Below are 18347 nucleotides of genomic sequence, written 5' to 3'. Positions count from 1 at the left end.
TACCGCGCGCCGCATGGACGCAAGGCAAGGTGCCCGCACTCGACGGGCGCTTTGCGGCCGTGCGCCGCGCGGGTAGGATGTTCGTTAATTCAGCGGACGCTACGTTCGCATGGCTGCTGCCCGCAGGCAGCGGCCGGCGCACGCTGCGTCCTTCATCAGGCATTCCTTTGCGAACCGACGGAGACTTCATGGCCCCTGTGCGCCCGTTGCTGTCACCCGGCTCACGCCGATTCGTGTTTGGCCTGTCCGCCTGCGCGGCGCTCGCGATCGCGGGCGCACGCGACGCGTCGGCACAGACGCCTTCGCCGCTCGGCGAGTGGCAATACTCGGCGGGCGTCCCGCTTCAGAAACTGTACGAGCCGACCATGCCGACCTGGCAGGTCAGTGTCGGCGCCGCGATGACGCTGCAGCCGCGCTATGCGGGCTCCGACCGCTATCGCGTGATGGGCGGCCCGAACCTCGACGTGCGCTATCGCGACCTGTTCTTCCTGTCGACGGGCGAGGGGCTCGGCGCGAACGTGCTGCGCGGCCCGAACTGGCGCGTGAGCCTGTCGGTCGGATACGACCTCGGGCGTCGTTCGGCCGACGATCTCGGGCATCTGAACGGGCTCGAGAACATCAACGCGGCCCCCGTGATGAAGCTGTCGGCCGACTACGTGGTGTCGAAGGACTTCCCGCTCGTGCTGCGCGCGGACGTGCGACGCAGCATCGGCGGCTCGAACGGCTGGGTCGGCGACTTCTCCGCGTACATGCCGATGCCCGGCAGCAACGAACACTTCTTCTGGTTCGCCGGGCCGACCGTCTCGTTCGCCGACTCGCGCTACATGAACAGCTGGTTCGGCGTGAACCAGGGCGCGTCCGCGCGTTCGGGGCTGCCGGTGTATTCGTCGCGCGCCGGAATCAAGTCGGTCGGTGCCGGCGTGACGATGGTCTGGTTCGTGAACAAGCACTGGTTCGTGACGATGGACGGTGCGATCGAGCAGCTGGTCGGCCGTGCGGCCCGCAGCCCGATCACGCAGCAATCGACGAACGGCGTGTTCGACATGTCGGTCAACTACCGCTTCTAGCCGCGCCGGTGGGTCCGCGCGTGCGGCGCGGCCGTCACATTTGCTATGATTCGGACCTGTACAAACGTACAGTGATCGAACCCCGTGACGCCATCCTCGCCGCAGCCGCCGGCCTTTTACTACCTGACGAACTTCGAACGCGCGCTCGCCTGGCTCGGCGAGCGCTACGACGACCTGCTCGACGCGGCCGAGCACGCGTTTCTTCGGCATTTCGCGACGCTGCCGCGGGCGTCGCGCGCGTTGCTCGTGCGGATGCTGATGCGCAACGGGGCCGATTTCCGCGCGAGCAAGCTGGTCTACGACGAGATCGGCTGCCCGCTCGATGCCGCGGCGCCGCTCGTCGAATGCGGGTGGGTCGATCCGGCGCCGGCACTGACGCTCGACACGCTGTTCGCGCTGTCGACGAAGGCCGAACTGCTGCAGACGTTTCCGTCGCTCGCCGCGCATGCGGCCGAACGCAAGGCGGACTGGCTCGAGCGCTTGCGGCCCGCACACGATATCGCGCAGACGCTCGACGCGTGGTGCCCGACGAGCGGCGATCGCGTGCTGCGCGTGACGGTCGGCGCGCTCTGCGACCGGTTGCGGCTGATGTTCTTCGGCAATCTCCATCAGGACTGGAGCGAGTTCGTGCTCGCCGATCTCGGCGTGTTCCAGTACGAAACCGTACCGTTCGGGCCGTCGTCGCGTGCGTTCCGGCAACGCGGCGACGTCGACGCGTATCTCGCGCTGCACGCGTGCCGCGAGGCGCTCGACGCATGGCCCGACGATCGCTCGTTCGACGCGCTGCTCGCTGCGATCGACGCGATCGACTGCGCGGAGCAGCCGTGGCTCGCGACGCGCCGCGCGAAGCTGCTGTTCGCGCTCGGGCAGACCTGCGAACGCCGCGCGGACTGGGACGGCGCGCTCGACGCCTATGCGCGCAGCGCATGGCCCGGCAGCCGACATCGCCGCATTCGCGTGCTCGAACGCGGCGGACGCGACGCCGATGCGTTCGCGCTCGCGCTCGAGGCACGCGGCGCGTACGAAAGCGACGAGGAGCGTCAGCGCGTCGAACGCATGCTGCCGCGCCTGCAGCGGCGCCTCGGCCGGCCGGTCGAGCGCGCGGCCGCGGCGCCTGCGGTGCCGCGCGAAACGCTCGTGCTCGTGCGGCCCGACGTGCCCGCCAGCGTCGAGTACGTCGTGCGCGATCACCTCGCGCAGCCTGAAGCACCGGTCCACTACGTCGAAAACACGCTGATCAATTCGCTGTTCGGGCTGCTGTGCTGGGAGCCCGTGTTCGCGGCCGTACCCGGCGCGTTTTTCCATCCGTTCCAGCGCGGCCCCGCCGATCTCCACGCACCCGATTTCGCCGCGCGCCGCGCGGACGCGTTTGCCGCGTGCTTCGCGCAACTCGAATCGGGCGCGTATCGCGACACGATCCGCCGCCATTACGCGACGAAAGCGGGATTGCAGTCGCCGTTCGTGTTCTGGGGCGTGCTGACCGACGAACTGCTCGAGCAGGCGCTCGCGTGTCTGCCGCCCGATCATCTGCGGCTCTGGTTCGTCCGCCTGCTCGCCGACATTCGCGGCAATCGGTCGGGGCTGCCCGATCTCGTGCGCTTCTGGCCCGACGAGCGCCGCTACGAACTGATCGAAGTGAAAGGCCCGGGCGACCGCCTGCAGGACAACCAGACGCGCTGGCTCGCCTATTGCGTTGCGCACGGGATGCCGGTGCGCGTCGTCGACGTCGAATGGGCCGACGCGCGCGTCGCGCACGCGGGCGCCGCCGCGATGGAGTGGTCCGCGTGAGCTACGTCGTCGCGGTGCGGGCGATGTGCGAGTTCACCGCGCGGCGCGGCGATCTCGACCTGCGTTTCACACCCGCGCCGACCGCGCTCGAAGGCATCGCCGGCCACGGCGCGGTCACGTCGAAGCGCGGCGCGGGCTACGAAACCGAGATCGCGCTGAGCGGCACGTGGGGCGTGCTGACCGTGCGCGGCCGGGCGGACGGCTACGATCCGGTGTCGAACCGGATCGAGGAAATCAAGACCTATCGCGGCAGCCTCGACGCGATGCCCGCGAACCATCGCGCGCTGCACTGGGCGCAGGCGAAGGTGTACGGGCATCTGATGTGCGCGGCGCGCGGCCTCGCGCAGATCGACGTCGCGCTCGTCTATTTCGACATCGTCTCCGAGCGCGAGACCGTGCTGACCGAAACGCTGAGCGCGGACGCGCTCGCTGCGTTTTTCGCCGAGCAATGCGCGTGCTTCGTCGGCTGGGCCGAGCGCGAGACCGCGCATCGCAGCGCGCGCGATGCGGCGCTGCGTGCGCTCGCGTTTCCGCATGCGCAGTTTCGCAGCGGGCAGCGTGAGCTTGCCGTGGCCGTCTATCGTGCCGCGCGCGACGAACGCTGCCTGATCGCGCAAGCGCCGACCGGCATCGGCAAGACGCTCGGCACCGTGTTTCCACTGCTGAAGGCGTGCGGCGAAGGCGAAATCGATCATGTGTTCTTCCTGACCGCGAAAACGCCCGGACGCGCGCTCGCGCTCGAGGCCGCGACGACGCTCGGCGCCGGCACGCCCGCGCTGCCGCTGCGCGTGCTCGAACTGGTCGCACGCGACAAGGCGTGCGAGCATCCCGACCTCGCGTGCCACGGCGACGCGTGTCCGCTCGCGCGCGGCTTCTACGACCGATTGCCGGCCGCGCGCGACGCGGCGATCGACGCGGGGCTGCTCGATCGCGATACGGTGCGCGCGGCCGCGCTCGCGCACGACGTGTGTCCGTACTACCTCGCGCAGGAGCTCGCGCGCTGGTCCGACATGGTGATCGGCGACTACAACTACTACTACGACGGCAGCGCGATGTTGTACACGCTCGCGCAGCAGAACCAGCGGCGCGTCGGCGTGCTCGTCGACGAGGCGCACAACCTGCTCGATCGCGCGCGCAAGATGTACAGCGCGTCGCTCGATCCGTTTGCGTTCGCCGCCGCGCGCGATGCGGCTCCGGCGCCGCTGCGCAAGGCGTTCGACCGGCTGGCGCGCGCGTGGGGCACGCTCAATCGCGCGCAGACCGCGCGTTATGCCGCGTATCCGCAGATTCCGGGGCCGATCGTGTCGGCCGTGCAGAATCTCGTCGCCGCGGTCGGCGAGTATCTGGCGGACGCGCCGCGCGCGAACGGCGACGCATTGCTGCGCTTTCATTTCGACGCGATCCAGTTCGGCGTGCTCGCCGACGCGTTCGACAGTGCGTCGATCTTCGACGCGACGCTGCACGGCGAACCGGTCCCGCGTCAGCCGGCGCTCGACGGCGTCGTGCCGGCCGGCCGCCGGCGCCGCGTGCAATCGACGCTGTGCGTGCGCAACGTGATTCCCGCCGGCTTCCTCGCACCGCGCTACGACGCCGCGCGTGCGACCGTGCTGTTCTCGGGCACGCTCAGTCCGTTCCACTTCTATCGCGACACGCTCGGGCTGCCGGCCGATACCGGGTGGCTCGACGTCGACGGGCCGTTCCGCGCGGAGCAGCTGACCGTGCGCGTCGCGAGCCACGTGTCGACACGCTGGCGCGACCGCGACCGGTCGCTCGAGCCGATCGCGGACCTCATCGCCGCCCAGTATGCGGCGCGTCCCGGCAACTATCTCGGCTTTCTGAGCAGCTTCGACTATCTGCAGCGCGTGGTCGCGCTGATGCAGGCGCGGCATCCGGACGTGCCCGTGTGGGCGCAGGCGCCCGGCATGGCCGAGAGCGAACGCGACGCGTTTCTGGCGCGCTTCGATGCCGGCGGCCGCGGCGTCGGCTTCGCGGTGCTCGGCGGCGCGTTTTCGGAAGGGGTGGATCTCGTCGGCGAACGACTGATCGGCGCGTTCATTGCGACGCTCGGACTGCCGCAGGTCAACGACGTCAACGAGCAGATGCGGCGTGCGATGGACGCACGTTTCGGCAACGGCTACGACTACATGTATCTGTATCCGGGGCTGCAGAAGGTCGTGCAGGCGGCAGGGCGCGTGATTCGCACCGAACGGGACGAAGGCGTCGTCCATCTGATCGACGACCGCTATCGACGACGCGAGGTGCGCAACCTGCTGCCGCGCTGGTGGCGGATCGGCTGACGCGTTCGACGCGGCCGCATCGGACGCGCGTTACAGCACGTTCAGCATTGCGAGCGCGGTTTCCTGCAGAAACGGCAGCACGCGCCGCACGGCCGCTTCGGACGTTTCCGCGCCGATCGGCATGTTCGTGCTCAGCGCGGCGACGACTTCGCCGTGACGGTTCTTCAGCGGCACCGCGATCCCGCGCACGCCGACCTGCAATTGCTGCTCGATCACCGCAAAACCGGCGTCGCGCGCGCGATCGACCTGTTCGAGCAGACGCGCCTTGTTCGTGATCGTATGCGGCGTGAACGGCGGCAGTTCGGTGCGGTCGAGCCAGGCGCGCACGGCTTCGCGGTCCGGATGATGGGCGAGCAGCACGACGCCCGGCGACGTCAGCGGCGCCGGCACGCGTGCGCCGAGCACGAAGCCCGTCGTCATCACGCGCGACACGCCGTTGCGCGCGATGAACACCAGCTCCCATTCGTCGAGCACGCTGACGTAGGCCGATTCGTTCAGCGACGCACTCAGTTGCTGCAGATACGGCTGCACGGTGCGCGGCAGCCGCGCGGAATCGAAATACGACCAGCCGACGCGCAGCACGCGCGGCGTCAAACCGTACAGCTTGCCGTCGGTATAGACATAGCCGAGCGATTCGAGCGTCAGCAGATAGCGCCGCGCGGCCGTGCGCGTCAGGCCCGTGCGCGCGGCGGCCTGGGTCGGCGTCATGCGCGCATGCTGGCTGTCGAACGCTTCGAGGATCGCCAGCCCTTTTTCGAGGCCGGCAATCCAGTCGCGTCGGTCGAGTTCGGGCTTTTTCATCGTCGGAGGGCGGTGACTGTATGCGCGGTGATCGCGCGGAATTGGGCGATTATCGCGCAGATTTGTCCAGCAATGGCATGTCGGACCACGGGGCGTCGTCCATCCGGACAGATTGGCAGGCCGCGTTATCGCGGCAATACGGTTGCGAGCTGTATCCAGCGACGTCCGTATCGCGACACGCGCGCGGAACGGCCTTGATTGCAGCAAGTATCAAGTGGTGTATGATTTGGTATCAATTGATACCAATCGGAGTTGCCCATGCTACTCGTTACCCCGGAAGCCGTGGCCGATGTCATGGGGCTTCAACCAGTGCCCCATACGCTTGCGGAACTCGAAGCGCGGGTGCGCGACGGGCTGCCGAAGTCCGCGTTGCGGGCGGGCGTCGAACACGCGACGCAAGGCGCGGACGCCAGACGTGCGCTGCTCGCGCGCATCATTCCCGAGGCGACCTACAAACGCCGCCGCGATCGGCTGACGCAAGACGAATCCGAAAAGACCGAACGCCTGGCGCGAATCGTCGCGACGACTACCTACGTCTGGAACGATGAAGAGGACGCTCGGGAATTCCTGTCGACGCCGCATCCCGAACTCGAGGGGCGAACGCCGCTCGACGTCGCGCTGACCGAGCTCGGCGCGCGCCGCGTCGAAGAGGTGCTCTGGAAGCTGCACTATGGGCTGCCGGCATGAAGTTGTTTCGCATCGCCGACGCGCGGAACACGATCTGGAGCGGTACCGGCGCGATGCTGGTCGGCGGCCGCTTCAACAGCCCGGGCCGCCCGGTCATCTACGCGGCGTTGACCTTTGCCGGCGCGATGCTCGAAGTGCTCGTGCACGCCCGTATCGGCAAGGTGCCGAAGACCCATGGATGGGTCGAAGCGACGGTTCCCGACGACATCGTCGTCGAACGCCACACCGCCGATACGTTGCCGGCAGGATGGGACGCGGCAGCGCCGCAACCCGCACGGCGCTTCGGCGATGCATGGTTGACGGAATCTCGCACGGCGGTCCTGGTCGTGCCGTCGGTCGTCGCACGGGCAGAATTCAACGTACTGGTGAATCCTGCGCATCCTGACGCAGCGCGCATTGTCGCGACCGATCCGCGACCCGTCGTATGGGACGAGCGACTTTTTGTGATGCCGCCGGTCGGACGATCCTAGCGTCTCGCCGATAGCCCGCGGCATGAAGCGCCACGTCACCGCCGATCGAACGTGACAACCGGATGCGGCACGAACCTCATGCGCGCCGCATCCTGCATTGCATTACTCGCTGCTCGTCCACTCCACATTCGCGCCGACCGAGCGCAGGTTCTCGACGAAACGCGGATGCGCGCGCCGGATCGGCAGCGCGTTCATGATTTCGGAGCGGCCTTCGATGCTCGCGGCGACCATCAGCAGCGCGATCGCGACGCGGATGATGTACGGGCTCTCGACACGCGCCGGCGTCAGTTGCAGCCCGCCGAACGTGATCAGCCGGTGCGGATCCGACAGCAGCACGTGCGCGCCGAACTTCGACAACTCGCCGGACCAGCCGAGCGCGCCGTCGTAGACCTTGTTCCAGAACATCGCGCTGCCTTCGGCGCGCACGCCGAGTGCGATGAAGATCGGCAGCAGATCGACCGGCAGGTACGGCCACGGCGCGGCCTCGACCTTGGTCAGGATGTTCTGCGTGAACGGCCGGCGCACGCGCAGCGGGCCGTCGCGCTCGGCGCGCGACCAGCCGTCGCGGTGCGTGACTTGCACGCCGAATTTGGCGAACGTGCGGTCGATCAGCGGAAAGTGTTCGGGCGACGAGTTGCGCACGGTGATGTCGCCGCCGGTGATCGCGCCGAGCGCGAGGAACGTTGCGATCTCGTGGAAATCCTCGGCGAAGCGAAACTCGCCGCCGCCGAGCTTGCTGCCGCCCGTCACGCAGAGCCGCGACGTGCCGATGCCCTCGACCGCGACGCCGATCATCGCGAGGAACTGGCAGAACTCCTGCACGTGCGGCTCGGACGCCGCGTTCATCAGCGTCGACGTGCCGTTTGCCGCGGTCGCACACAGCGCGAAGTTTTCGGTGGTCGTCACGGACGCATAGTCGAGCCAGTGATCGTTGGCCGTCAGTGGGCCGTCCGCACGCACGATCAGCGAGTCGGACGTGCGTTCGATGTGCGCGCCGAAGCGCTCGAACACCTCGACGTGCGGATCGATTTCGCGCACGCCGAGCGTGCAGCCTTTCACGTCGTTCTCGAGCCGCGCGACGCCGAAGCGCGCAAGCAGCGGCGGAATCAGCATGATCGACGAGCGCATCGCCTCGGGCAGGCGATGGACGGCCGGGTCGAACGTCGTGTTGCGGTGATGGAGTTCGAGCAGGCCGGTCGTGAAATCGACCGACACGTCGCTGCCGAGCGTGCGGAAGATATCGAGGATCTTGCGCACGTCGGTGATGTCCGGCACGCCGATCAGCCGTAGCGGCTGGTCGGTCAGCAGGGTCGCACAGAGGATCGGCAGGACGGCGTTCTTGTTCGCGGACGGCTTGATGTCCCCGCGCAGCGGGGTGCCGCCGTGGACGATGAGATTCGACATGATATGGGGGCGTATCGGTGGCTGACGTAGGCCCATATGATGCCATTGGTCGGCGCAGGGCGTGGAGGGTTCGGACGGGAAAAGGCGCTATCTGCGTGCGGGTTGACAGTGTTTGACTGCTGCATTGCACGTTGCGCCGCACTTGCGAGGCGCGCGCCGCCGGCGAGCAAAAAAGCAGCGGCCGGCCACGATCAGGGCCGGCCGTCGCGTTATCGCAAAGCGATCACTGCGCAGCCCGCATCCGCGCTGCCACCACGAGCGAAATCAGGCAGCCGGCCGCGAGATAACCGGCGACGAGGTGCCACGAGCCGCCGGCCAGGCTGACGAGGCCGACCGCGATGAACGGCGTGAACCCGCCGCCGACGACGCTCGCGAACTGGTAGCCGACGCCCGCGCCGCTGTAGCGATACTCGGCGCCGAACAGTTCGGTGAACAGCGGCTGCTGGACGCTGACGACCATGTCGTGCGCCGCGTTCGCGAGCAGGATCGAGAACAGCACGATCCATGCGATCGACCGCGACTCGAGCGCGACGAAGAACGGCACCGCCGATGCAAGGCCGATCAGCGCGCCGATCAGATAGATGCGGCGCAGCCCGAAGCGATCGGCGAGCCACGCGAAGCACGGAATCGTCACGCAGCTCACCGCGCCGACCAGCAGCCCGATGTTCAGGAACAGATCGCGCGACATGCCGAGGTTCGACGTCGAATAGCTGAGCGCGAACGCGGTGACGATGTACATCGTGAACAGCTCCGCGAGCCGCAGCGCGACGATCAGCAGAAACGCCTTCGGATGACGCGTCAACGCTTCCAGTACGGGCAGCCGCAGCTTGCGGTGGCCGTGCTCGACCTTCTCGACGAACTCCTGCGACTCGTCCATGCTCTTGCGCACCCACAGCCCGATCAGCACCAGCACGATGCTGAACACGAACGGCAGGCGCCAGCCCCAGGTCTTGAACGCGGCGTCGCCGAGCGTGTGGCTCAGGATCGACACGATGCCGGTGGCGAGCACGAGCCCGACGCCGTAGCCGACCTGGACGCCGCTGCTGTAGAACGCCTTCTTCTGCTTCGGCGCACTTTCGACGGCCATCAGCGCCGCACCACCCCATTCGCCGCCGACCGCGAAGCCCTGGATGGCGCGCATCGCGACCAGCAGCACGGGCGCCCACCAGCCGATCGTCGCGAACGTGGGTAGCAGCCCGATCGCGACCGTCGACAGCCCCATCAGCATCACGGTCAGCACGAGCATTCGCTTGCGGCCGAGCCGGTCGCCGTAATGGCCGAACACGACGCCGCCGAGCGGACGGAACAGGAAGCCGACGCCGAACGTCGCGAACGCCGCGAGCGTCCCCATCGTCGGACTTACTTTCGGGAAGAACTCGGCGTTGAATACGAGCGCGGCCACAATCCCGTACAGCAGGAAGTCGTACCAGTCGACGACGGCGCCGACGAAGCTGCCGATCGCGGCCTTGCGGGCCTGGGTGCGTGCCCGGGCGCCGGCAGCGGCGTCGAGGGTGTCGAAGGTCGGGGTCATGTTGATGTCTCCTGGCACGGGCGCATCAGGCTCGCGGGCCGGTGCCGCGCCGATGCTGCATTGAGTCGATGAGTGAACGGAGAATAGGGCGCGCGCCGCACGCCGGCAATTAGCCGATCGGTCGAGTTGCGCGATTATCGTTCAATTGCGTGCGTTTATCGAACGCTTTTGGGGTTTGCACTGAGCGGCCCCGGCAGTTGGCCGTTCGGCCAGGGTGTGCCGCCGTGAACGATCTGGTTAAAATCTGCACCATCGAAAGTTCGCCCGGCGCCGGCGGATGTCGGCCGTCTCGGCGGCCCGACATGCGGTTGCGCCGGGCCTCGTCCCCATAGAATGCATCCCTCGGAGACTGGAATGTCCGGCAATCCCCATCCACTGTCCAGCGATACGCCGCCCGTCGACGATCCGGCCGCCAATCCGCTCGGGATGGCGGGGCTCGAGTTCGTCGAGTTCGCGGCGCCGGTGCCGGACGCGCTCGCGCAGCGTTTCGAACAGCTCGGCTTCAAGGCGATCGCGCGGCACGTCAGCAAGGCCGTGACGCTGTATCGGCAGGGGCAGATGCATTTCCTGATCAACGCGGAACCGGACTCGTTCGCCGCGCGCTACGCCGAGGAATACGGGATGGGCGTCTGCGCGATCGGCATCCGCGTCGCGAATGCGCGGCGGTCGTTCGAACGCGCGATCGAACTGGGCGCGTGGGCGTTCGAGGGCGAGCGCGTCGGCGTCGGGGAGCTGAAGATTCCGGCGATCCAGGGCATCGGCGATTCGCATCTGTACTTCGTCGATCGCTGGCGCGGGCGCAACGGCCAGCGCGGCGGCGTGGGCGACATCTCGATCTTCGACATCGATTTCCGGCCGATCGACATCGCCACCGCGCACACCGATCTCGATTTCGCGGGCACCGGGCTGCAGCAGGTCGACCATTTCACGCAGACGGTCGGCGCCGGGCGCATGCAGGAGTGGCTCGACTTCTATCACGATCTGCTGCACTTCCGCGAGATTCACGAAATCGATGCGCACTGGCACGTGTCCGAGGAGTCGCGCGTGATGGTGTCGCCATGCGGCGCGCTGCGGATTCCGGTGTACGAGGAAGGCACGCGCCGCACCGAGCTGATGCACGCGTATCTGCCCGACCATCCGGGCGAGGGCGTGCAGCACATCGCGCTCGCGACGGACGACATCGTTGCGTCGGTCGACGCGTTGCGGGCGAACGGCGTCGAGTTCATCGAGCCGCCCGCGCGCTACTACGACGAGGTGGACCGGCGGTTGCCGGGGCACGGCGTCGATCTGGACGCGCTACGCCGCCGCGCGGTATTGATCGACGGCGAGATCGGGGAAGACGGCGTGCCGCGGCTGTTCTTCCAGACGTTCGTCAAGCGCCGGCCCGGCGAAATCTTCTTCGAGATCGTGCAGCGCAAGGGGCATCACGGTTTCGGCGAAGGCAATCTCGCGGCGCTCGCGCGCGCCCGCGACGCAAGCTGAACGCAGGCGCCGCCTGCTGCGCCCGGCCGGTCGGTCCGGCCTTCCGCGCTTTGCCGATGCGTGTGCGGGCGTGCGGGGAGGCTGCCGCGCCGCGCCGCGCTACGCGGCGATCAGCTTGCGGCTCTGGCGTCGCATGCCGTCGAAGATCGCATCGGCGACATCGGCCGGAAAATCGGCCGGCAGGCGTGCGCCGACTTCGGCAATCACCGGTTCCGTGCGCGCCGCGACGGCGGCGAGCGCGGTACGTACGTCGTCGTCGGACAGGCCGACGCGCCGTCCCTGCGCGATCCAGTGGCGCGGCTGGATGTCGGCGATCGCGTAGTGACGATTCTTGCCGCTGACGGCCATCGCGAGTCGCGCGCGACGCGGTGCCAGCTGGTTGCGGCGCGTGCCGATGATCGGATGCGCGGACAGCACGTCGTACAGCGGCGTGCTGCGATACGTGTTGCCGGGCAGAAGCGCGATGCTGAAATTCTTCGCGTGGCCGTCGATCGCCGCGAGTACCCAGAACACGAGCTGCGCGACGAAGAAGTTCATCCGGTCGCGCGCGGCATCGACCGAATTCGCGAGGATGCCCATGATCGTGTCGATGCCGGGGCCGCCGTCCGATTCGTATTTCGCGGCCGGCGGCGTGCCGGTCGCCTGGCACATGTCTTCCTGCGGCAGCCGCAGGATCCACGTGCCGTCGCGCGACAGCCGGCGATCGAAGCGCTCGACGATCAGCACCTTCTGATCGTCGAACTGGCCAATGTCGCAACGCGCGACCGGCAGGCCATAAGCGGCGACGATCTTCGAGCACAGCCACTCGTTTTCGACGGACGTGCGCATGTCGGCCTGCATGTTGCCGACGCGCCCGAGCGGCAGCTTGAAGATGTGCGTCGTCGGCGTGCTGCCGGACGGCACGAGCCAGCGGTTGCCGTGACGCAGCAGCGCCGTCTTTTCCTGCGCGCCGGCGATCGACAGCCGCAGGTCGGCCTCGTGTTCCGCATGACCGGGCAACGGCGCGGCGGTCGACTGGCGCAGCACATCGGCGACCGCCGCGTCGTCGAGCACGGTGCCTTGGATCGTGTCGAGGTCGACCGGCGTTTCGTCGGGCGGCAGCAGTTGCAGGGCGCCGACGCAGTCGCGGCCGATCGACGCAAGCAGCTCGAACGGCGAGGTCGAGCCGAGCCGGTAGCGTTGCGCGATGCGGCGTCGAATCGGCTGACTGTCCGGCAGCAGGTTGTCGAAGTAGCCGGCGACGACCGCGCCGTGATGCGGCTGGTTGCCCGGCGTGAACGGCAGGGACAGCGACAGCGGCCGCCCTTGCGGATCGTCGATCCATGTCGGCAGATAGACGAGGCGCTCGACGCCGCGCCTGACTTCCCAATAGCCGACCGGGATGCCGTTCATCCATAGATCGAGGCGATCGTGGCGGGTGGTGCGGACGACCATCGTTACCAGTCCTCCCGCTTTGCGACGCGGCGTTTGCGCGGCGTGGCGGGCGTCCGTTTGCCGGCGGCGCCGACGGGCGTTTTCGCTGCGGGTGCGGTTGCAGCCGTGCCGGCAGCGGCCGGTGCGGACGACGAACGCCGGCGCGCCGGCCGTTTGTTCGGTGCAACCGGTGCATCGGGGAGGGGCGCGGTGTCGGCCGGTGTCGAGTCGCGTCGGCTATTCGCGCGCGTACGAGCGTTGGCGGTAGCGGCGGTTTGCGCGACACCGGCCGAAGCGGCCGGATCGAGCGACAGACGCACGCCGAGCACGTTCAGCACTTTGAAGAGCCGTTCGATGCTGACTGCAGACGGATTCGCTTCGAGCTGCGCGTACGTTTGCTGCGTGACGCCGAGGCGGGCCGCGAGTTGCGCCTGCGTGAGCCCGGCCGCTTTGCGGAAGCCGACGAGGATCGGGCGCAATTGGGCCAACGTCTGAACGGGGAAGGACATGGGCGCTCCGGCGAAATACAGGCGATCGTTTGTCATCGAAGAATACAGTCTATGGTATGTATCGGCAAAATACAAACTGCAGCCTGTATTCGACAAAAACAGACGATAGCCTGTCAGATCGAAGCGTGCGATGCAGCGAGACGAAACGCCGTGCCGCGGTTCGCGGCTGTTCGCGCGACCGGTCGCGCGAACAGCGACTTACGGCAACGTCATCGTCGAGTGAGGCCTTGCCGGCACCCTCGGCTGCCCGAGCGGACTACGCAAACTGTTGCCGCGGTCGCAGCAAGTGCCGCTGTTTCGGCGGTATCAAATGAAGAAAAGGAGGGCGGCGACCGGTGCCTCGCTCCGGCCGCCGACAATCGGCGCCGTCGGCGGCTCGCATACAACCACCATCGTGCGATAACGGCGGCCGCCGTGCTCGGTCCGCCGCGCTGCCTCGACAGAACGATTCCGGCCGCTCGTCGTCCGTATCGGCGTCACGATCACCGGATCGAACGGCTCGCCCACGCCGCCAGACCCGGCCAATACCTGCACGCGCGCCGAACGAAACTCGCGCCGGTCCGGATCACGAGCGCGCCTATCGCCAGTGCGGCGAAATCGTCGACATGACCGAGTCCCACCCACGCTGCACTCATCGCGACCGTCGCGAGCAATGCCGACAACGCGTCGGCGCGCACATGCCAGCCGTTTGCTTCGAGGAGCGCCGAACCCGTTTCCCGCGCCTTGGCGAGCAGCCACCGCGACAGCGCGACCTTGCCGACGAGCGTCACGGCTACCAGTGCAAGCGGCACTGCGCCGGGCGCTACGCGCGGCGGCGTGTCGAAGTGCGTCGCCGCCTGCCAGATCATTTGCAACCCCGTCGCGACCAGCAACGCGCCGAGCCCGGCAAGCGCGATCGGCTCGAACGTCGGTCGGCGCTCCGGCGGCAGCCGTGCATCCATGCGGCAGGCGACGAGTAACAGCGCGTCCGCGGCGAGATCCACCGCAGCGTGCAGCGCGTCGGCGAGCAGGCCGGACGAATGCGCCGCCCATCCGGCGATGAGTTCGGTCGCGAGCAACAGGGCGTTGATCGCGAGACCGATGGCGAGGGCGCGGGAAGTGGCGGTGTAGAGATGAGGCGTGACGCGCGTCGGACGCTGCATGGCGAATTCGTCTGTCGAATCGGGAGCAGCCTCGAACGCTACCGGTCGATGGTGGCATGCGCATGACGGAGCGCAGCGCGGCGAACGCCTTGAGACGGCGCGAAAAGAAGCAGGCGCCCGTGGCGACGTCGATGCGGACTCACCGCCGCGCGAAGCGGCATGGCGAATCTCAACATTATAGAAGTAATGTCAAATATCACGCCCGAAATAATTGGAAATCCAACGGTTTACGTTATATTATTCACGAAAATCCTCCGCGCACCCGCCATGTCCGACCTGACTGCCGACGAATCCCGCCTCATCGCCGAAATCGACCGCCTGAAGGCCGCCTTCCCGAAAACCCGCGAGCTTTACCGCGAGGTCTGCGCGCTGCTGTTCTTCCGTTTCGGCATCACGCCGACTGCGAACCGTCTGTATCAACTCGTCCGCAAAGGCAGCATGAGCACGCCGACGGCCGTACTCGGCGAGTTCTGGGCCGAATTGAGGGAAAAGAGCCGCGTGCGCATCGAACACCCGGACCTGCCGGCCGACTTGCAGGCCGCCGCCGGAGAATTGGTCGCGACGTTGTGGAGCCGATCGTCGGCCGATGCGGCCGCCGCGCTCGACGCACTGCGCGCCGAAGTCGAAGCCGAACGGGCAGCGGCCAAGGCCGAAGTCGCCGCCTTGCAGTCGGAGCTGGCCCGCACCGAAACCGCGCTCGAGCAGCGCACGGCCGCGTTGCTCGCGGCACAGGTGAGGATTCAGGAGCTGGAGCAGGCGAGGGCGGCCGACGACGCCACGCGCCGCGCCCAGCAAGCCGAAATCGAACGCCTGAAGGCCGATAACGCGGAAGGCGATCGCGCGCTCGCCCAGGCGCGCGCCGACTTCACCGCACAGCTCGATCGGCTGCGCGACGATGCGAGCCGGGCGGAAGAGCGTCTGCGCGCGTCGGAGCGGCGTGCGCTGCAGGAAATCGATCGCGAGCGGCAGGCGGCCGCACGACTGCAAAAGGAACTCGACGCGACGAACGCGCGCGCCGACGAGCGCGACGCACACCTTCGCCGCGAAATCGGCGCGCTGCAGGCGCAGCTTGCCGACAGCCAGCATCGCTGCGGCGTACTGGAAGGGCAGCTCGACGGTGCACGCGCTGCACAGGCGGCAAGCGCCGCCGAGCTCGACGCGCTGCGTGCCGAGCGGGCGTCGGCATCGCGCGTGACGGCGCGTCGCGGCCCGATCCGGCCGATGTCGGCCGTACGCCCCACAAAACCGATCGCGCGGCGCCGCGTGCCCAAACCGGCATGAGGCTAAACAAACCGCAGCAGGCCAACGTTCACGGCGACCCACAAGGCGACCAAACTGCAACGCGCGAGACGTTGCGCCAACGGCGTTAGACGACCGGTCTAATCGCTGCTACCATACGCCATCATGAATGCATCCTCGGGCGCGGAAGTCCGCCAGCACATCCTCAATATCGCGAAGCCGATCATGCTCCACAAGGGGTTTTCGGCGGTCGGTCTGAACGAGATTCTCGCTGCGGCGGGCATCCCGAAGGGGTCGTTCTACCATTACTTCGGCTCGAAGGAGGCGTTCGGCGAAGCGCTGCTCGAGTCGTATTTCGAAGGCTACCTGGAGCATCTCGACAACCTGTTCGAGCGCCAGCCCGGCACGGGCGCCGAGCGGATGATGACGTACTGGAGCAATTGGCTGCACACGCAGTGCGCGGACGATCCCGAGGGCAAGTGCCTCGCGGTGAAGCTGGGCGCGGAAGTGTCCGACCTCTCCGAGGCGATGCGCGCGGTACTGCGGCGCGGCACGAGCCAGATCGTCGAACGGCTGGCGGCATGCATCGAGGCCGGCCTCGCGGACGGTTCGCTGCGCGGCATCGAGGATCCGCCGCACACCGCCGCGCTGCTGTACGAGCTGTGGCTCGGCGCGACGCTGCTGGAGAAGATCCACCGCAACCGCAAGCCGCTCGAAACCGCGATGGCCGCGACGCGGCAGCTGCTGAACCTGCCGCCGTCCGCGCCCGACGAGGCGCGGACATAAGCGGGCGCGCTGCGGCGCGCCTTGTTTTTACCTATCACACTAGACGACTGGTCTACTCATGGCGATCGCGATTCCTCCCCCGTTTTTGCCCTCGCAGCATCCGCGCCCGCAAGGGCAGCGGGGCGATCGCAGCGCATCGTGGATCGCGCGTAGTCCGCTCGTCCTTTCCTGATTCGATCGCGTGCGTGCACACGCATCCTTGTTGACGGAGGCTCACATGTCGCAAAGCAAGACCGCAAACCGCCGTATCGTCCTCAATTCGCGTCCGGTCGGCGCGCCCACCGCCAACGACTTCCGCCTCGAAACCGGCGACGTGCCGACGCCCGGCGCCGGGCAGGTGCTGCTGCGCACGGTATGGCTGTCGCTCGATCCGTACATGCGCGGCCGGATGAGCGACGCGCCGTCGTATGCGCCGCCCGTGCAACTTGGCGACGTGATGGTCGGCGGCACGATCAGCCGTGTCGTATCGTCGAACCTGCCGGCGTTCCGCGAGGGCGACCTCGTCGTCGCGGCGGGCGGCTGGCAGGACTATGCGCTGTCCGACGGCAGCGACCTGATTCCGCTCGGCCGCGATTTCCCGCATCCGTCGCGCGCGCTCGGCGTGCTCGGCATGCCCGGATTCACCGCGTATACGGGGCTGCTCACGATCGGCGAGCCGAAGGCTGGTGAAACGGTCGTCGTCGCGGCCGCGAGCGGTGCGGTCGGCGCTGTCGTCGGCCAGATCGCGAAGCTGAAGGGCTGCCGCGTGATCGGCGTCGCGGGCGGCGCCGACAAATGCGCGTACGTGACCGGCACGCTCGGCTTCGACGCGTGCATCGACCATCGCGATCCCGCCTTCGCGAGCCAGTTGAAGGCTGCCTGCCCGAACGGGATCGACGTGTACTTCGAGAACGTCGGCGGCGCCGTGTTCGACGCGGTCTGGCCGCTGCTCAACAACCACGCGCGCGTGCCGGTGTGCGGCTTGATCGCGCATTACAACGACACCGCGCTGCCGGCCGGCCCCGATCGTCTGCCGAAGCTGATGACGACGATCCTGAGCAAGCGCATCCGCATGCAGGGTTTCATCATCCTCGATTACTATGCGACCGGCTATGCGCCGTTCCTGAAGGACATGAGCGAATGGGTCGCGCAGGGCAGCGTGAAGGTGCTCGAGGACGTGATCCCCGACCTGACCGACGCGCCGGCCGCACTGATCGGCCTGTTCGCCGGCAAGAACTTCGGCAAGGTCGTCGTGCGCGTCGGCCCCGACGAACTCGCGTAACCGTTCCACGCATCCGCGGACCGGCGCCGGAAGACGTCGGCCCGCTACGTTGTCGATCGCTTTTTCAAAGGAGAAATCATGGCGCTCTACGTGATGGCCTCGCTGTTTCCGAAACCCGAACACGCGCAAGCCGTCGAGGCCGAACTGCGCAGCATGGTCGCGAAGACGCGGACCGAACCGGGCAATCGCCAATACGACCTGTTCCGCGAAGAGGGCGGCTCGCCGAACCTGCATCTGTTCGAAGTCTACGACGACCAGGCCGCGTTCGACGCGCACCTCGCGAGCCCGTACTTCGTCGCGTTCCGCGACAAATCCGCCGACTGGTTCGCGTCGCCGCCGGTGATCAAGGTGCTGAGCGGCATCGACGTCGCCGATTGACGTATCGCGTACCGCGCCCCGTCGCGACGGGGCCGCATGCAGCCGCCGCGCCCGCGCGGCGGCGACGACGACACGGCGCATCCAGCGCGCCG

At 67.8% G+C, this 18347-nt stretch carries 16 protein-coding genes; 10 read left to right on the top strand and 6 right to left on the bottom strand.

Annotated elements, in window-relative coordinates; all coding sequences use genetic code 11:
• Positions 1-29 precede the first annotated feature (29 nt).
• The 3 genes from BCR55_RS26165 (at position 30) to BCR55_RS26155 (ending at position 5152) form a co-directional block, all read left to right on the top strand.
• Positions 30-1067 (top strand): MipA/OmpV family protein, encoded by a 1038-nt coding sequence (locus tag BCR55_RS26165; RefSeq protein ID WP_371493661.1) that lies wholly within the window; start codon positions 30-32, stop codon positions 1065-1067.
• 84 nt (positions 1068-1151) lie between these two features.
• Positions 1152-2855: a VRR-NUC domain-containing protein gene (locus BCR55_RS26160; RefSeq protein WP_006411824.1), complete on the top strand. Its 1704-nt coding sequence runs from the start codon at positions 1152-1154 to the stop codon at positions 2853-2855.
• Positions 2852-5152, top strand: a complete 2301-nt coding sequence (locus BCR55_RS26155) for an ATP-dependent DNA helicase (protein ID WP_065496778.1) — start codon at positions 2852-2854, stop codon at positions 5150-5152. The genes BCR55_RS26160 and BCR55_RS26155 overlap by 4 nt, the downstream gene beginning before the upstream one ends.
• Before the next feature lie 30 nt (positions 5153-5182).
• Here BCR55_RS26155 and BCR55_RS26150 read toward each other — a convergent pair whose 3' ends face one another.
• Positions 5183-5953, bottom strand: coding sequence for an IclR family transcriptional regulator C-terminal domain-containing protein (locus tag BCR55_RS26150; RefSeq protein WP_059783112.1), 771 nt, complete (start codon positions 5951-5953; stop codon positions 5183-5185).
• A gap of 258 nt (positions 5954-6211) precedes the next feature.
• Between BCR55_RS26150 and BCR55_RS26145 the strand changes: the two genes are divergently transcribed.
• Entirely contained in the window at positions 6212-6640 is a 429-nt protein-coding gene (locus tag BCR55_RS26145) for an antitoxin Xre/MbcA/ParS toxin-binding domain-containing protein (protein WP_053298539.1), read from the top strand.
• A complete protein-coding gene (locus tag BCR55_RS26140) occupies positions 6637-7110 on the top strand; it encodes an RES family NAD+ phosphorylase (RefSeq protein ID WP_053298538.1) in 474 nt (157 codons plus the stop codon). Before BCR55_RS26145 ends, BCR55_RS26140 begins: the two co-directional genes overlap by 4 nt.
• 102 nt (positions 7111-7212) lie before the next feature.
• Here the strand turns inward: BCR55_RS26140 and BCR55_RS26135 are convergent, their stop codons facing one another.
• Together BCR55_RS26135 and shiA are read right to left on the bottom strand one after the other, a co-directional pair.
• Positions 7213-8514 carry a UDP-N-acetylglucosamine 1-carboxyvinyltransferase gene (locus tag BCR55_RS26135; RefSeq protein WP_006403538.1) on the bottom strand — a complete coding sequence of 434 codons (1302 nt, stop codon included), beginning with the start codon at positions 8512-8514 and terminating at the stop codon, positions 7213-7215.
• Positions 8515-8737: 223 nt separating this feature from the next.
• Positions 8738-10045, bottom strand: a complete 1308-nt coding sequence (gene shiA, locus BCR55_RS26130) for a shikimate transporter (protein ID WP_006403537.1) — start codon at positions 10043-10045, stop codon at positions 8738-8740.
• A gap of 354 nt (positions 10046-10399) precedes the next feature.
• Here shiA and BCR55_RS26125 point away from each other — a divergent pair, with 354 nt between their 5' ends.
• Positions 10400-11527, top strand: a complete 1128-nt coding sequence (locus BCR55_RS26125) for a 4-hydroxyphenylpyruvate dioxygenase family protein (RefSeq protein ID WP_006403536.1) — start codon at positions 10400-10402, stop codon at positions 11525-11527.
• A gap of 99 nt (positions 11528-11626) precedes the next feature.
• Here BCR55_RS26125 and BCR55_RS26120 read toward each other — a convergent pair whose 3' ends face one another.
• The 3 genes from BCR55_RS26120 to BCR55_RS26105 all read right to left on the bottom strand — a co-directional run bounded on the left by BCR55_RS26120 (position 11627) and on the right by BCR55_RS26105 (position 14591).
• Entirely contained in the window at positions 11627-12961 is a 1335-nt protein-coding gene (locus BCR55_RS26120; RefSeq protein WP_059939682.1) for a type II toxin-antitoxin system HipA family toxin, read from the bottom strand.
• A gap of 2 nt (positions 12962-12963) precedes the next feature.
• Positions 12964-13449 (bottom strand): helix-turn-helix transcriptional regulator, encoded by a 486-nt coding sequence (locus BCR55_RS26115; protein WP_065496548.1) that lies wholly within the window; start codon positions 13447-13449, stop codon positions 12964-12966.
• A gap of 482 nt (positions 13450-13931) precedes the next feature.
• Positions 13932-14591, bottom strand: a complete 660-nt coding sequence (locus BCR55_RS26105; protein WP_065496542.1) for a cation diffusion facilitator family transporter — start codon at positions 14589-14591, stop codon at positions 13932-13934.
• Between the two features lie 267 nt (positions 14592-14858).
• On the opposite strand from BCR55_RS26105, the gene BCR55_RS26100 reads away from it, so the two are divergent.
• From BCR55_RS26100 to BCR55_RS26085, 4 genes are all read left to right on the top strand, one after another.
• Entirely contained in the window at positions 14859-15872 is a 1014-nt protein-coding gene (locus BCR55_RS26100) for a DNA-binding protein (RefSeq protein WP_035487677.1), read from the top strand.
• 123 nt (positions 15873-15995) lie between these two features.
• The gene (locus BCR55_RS26095) at positions 15996-16616 is read left to right on the top strand and encodes a TetR/AcrR family transcriptional regulator (protein WP_065496540.1); all 621 of its coding nucleotides are present in this window, start codon (positions 15996-15998) and stop codon (positions 16614-16616) included.
• Between the two features lie 217 nt (positions 16617-16833).
• Positions 16834-17877 (top strand): NADP-dependent oxidoreductase, encoded by a 1044-nt coding sequence (locus BCR55_RS26090; protein WP_065496776.1) that lies wholly within the window; start codon positions 16834-16836, stop codon positions 17875-17877.
• A 78-nt stretch (positions 17878-17955) separates the two neighbouring features.
• Entirely contained in the window at positions 17956-18255 is a 300-nt protein-coding gene (locus BCR55_RS26085; RefSeq protein ID WP_006403529.1) for a putative quinol monooxygenase, read from the top strand.
• Positions 18256-18347 lie beyond the last annotated feature (92 nt).

The organism is Burkholderia sp. CCA53, assembly GCF_001685525.1.
Taxonomy (GTDB): domain Bacteria; phylum Pseudomonadota; class Gammaproteobacteria; order Burkholderiales; family Burkholderiaceae; genus Burkholderia; species Burkholderia multivorans.
Note: the sequence above shows the minus strand (reverse complement) of the source record. Positions and strands in the feature narration are given on the sequence as shown.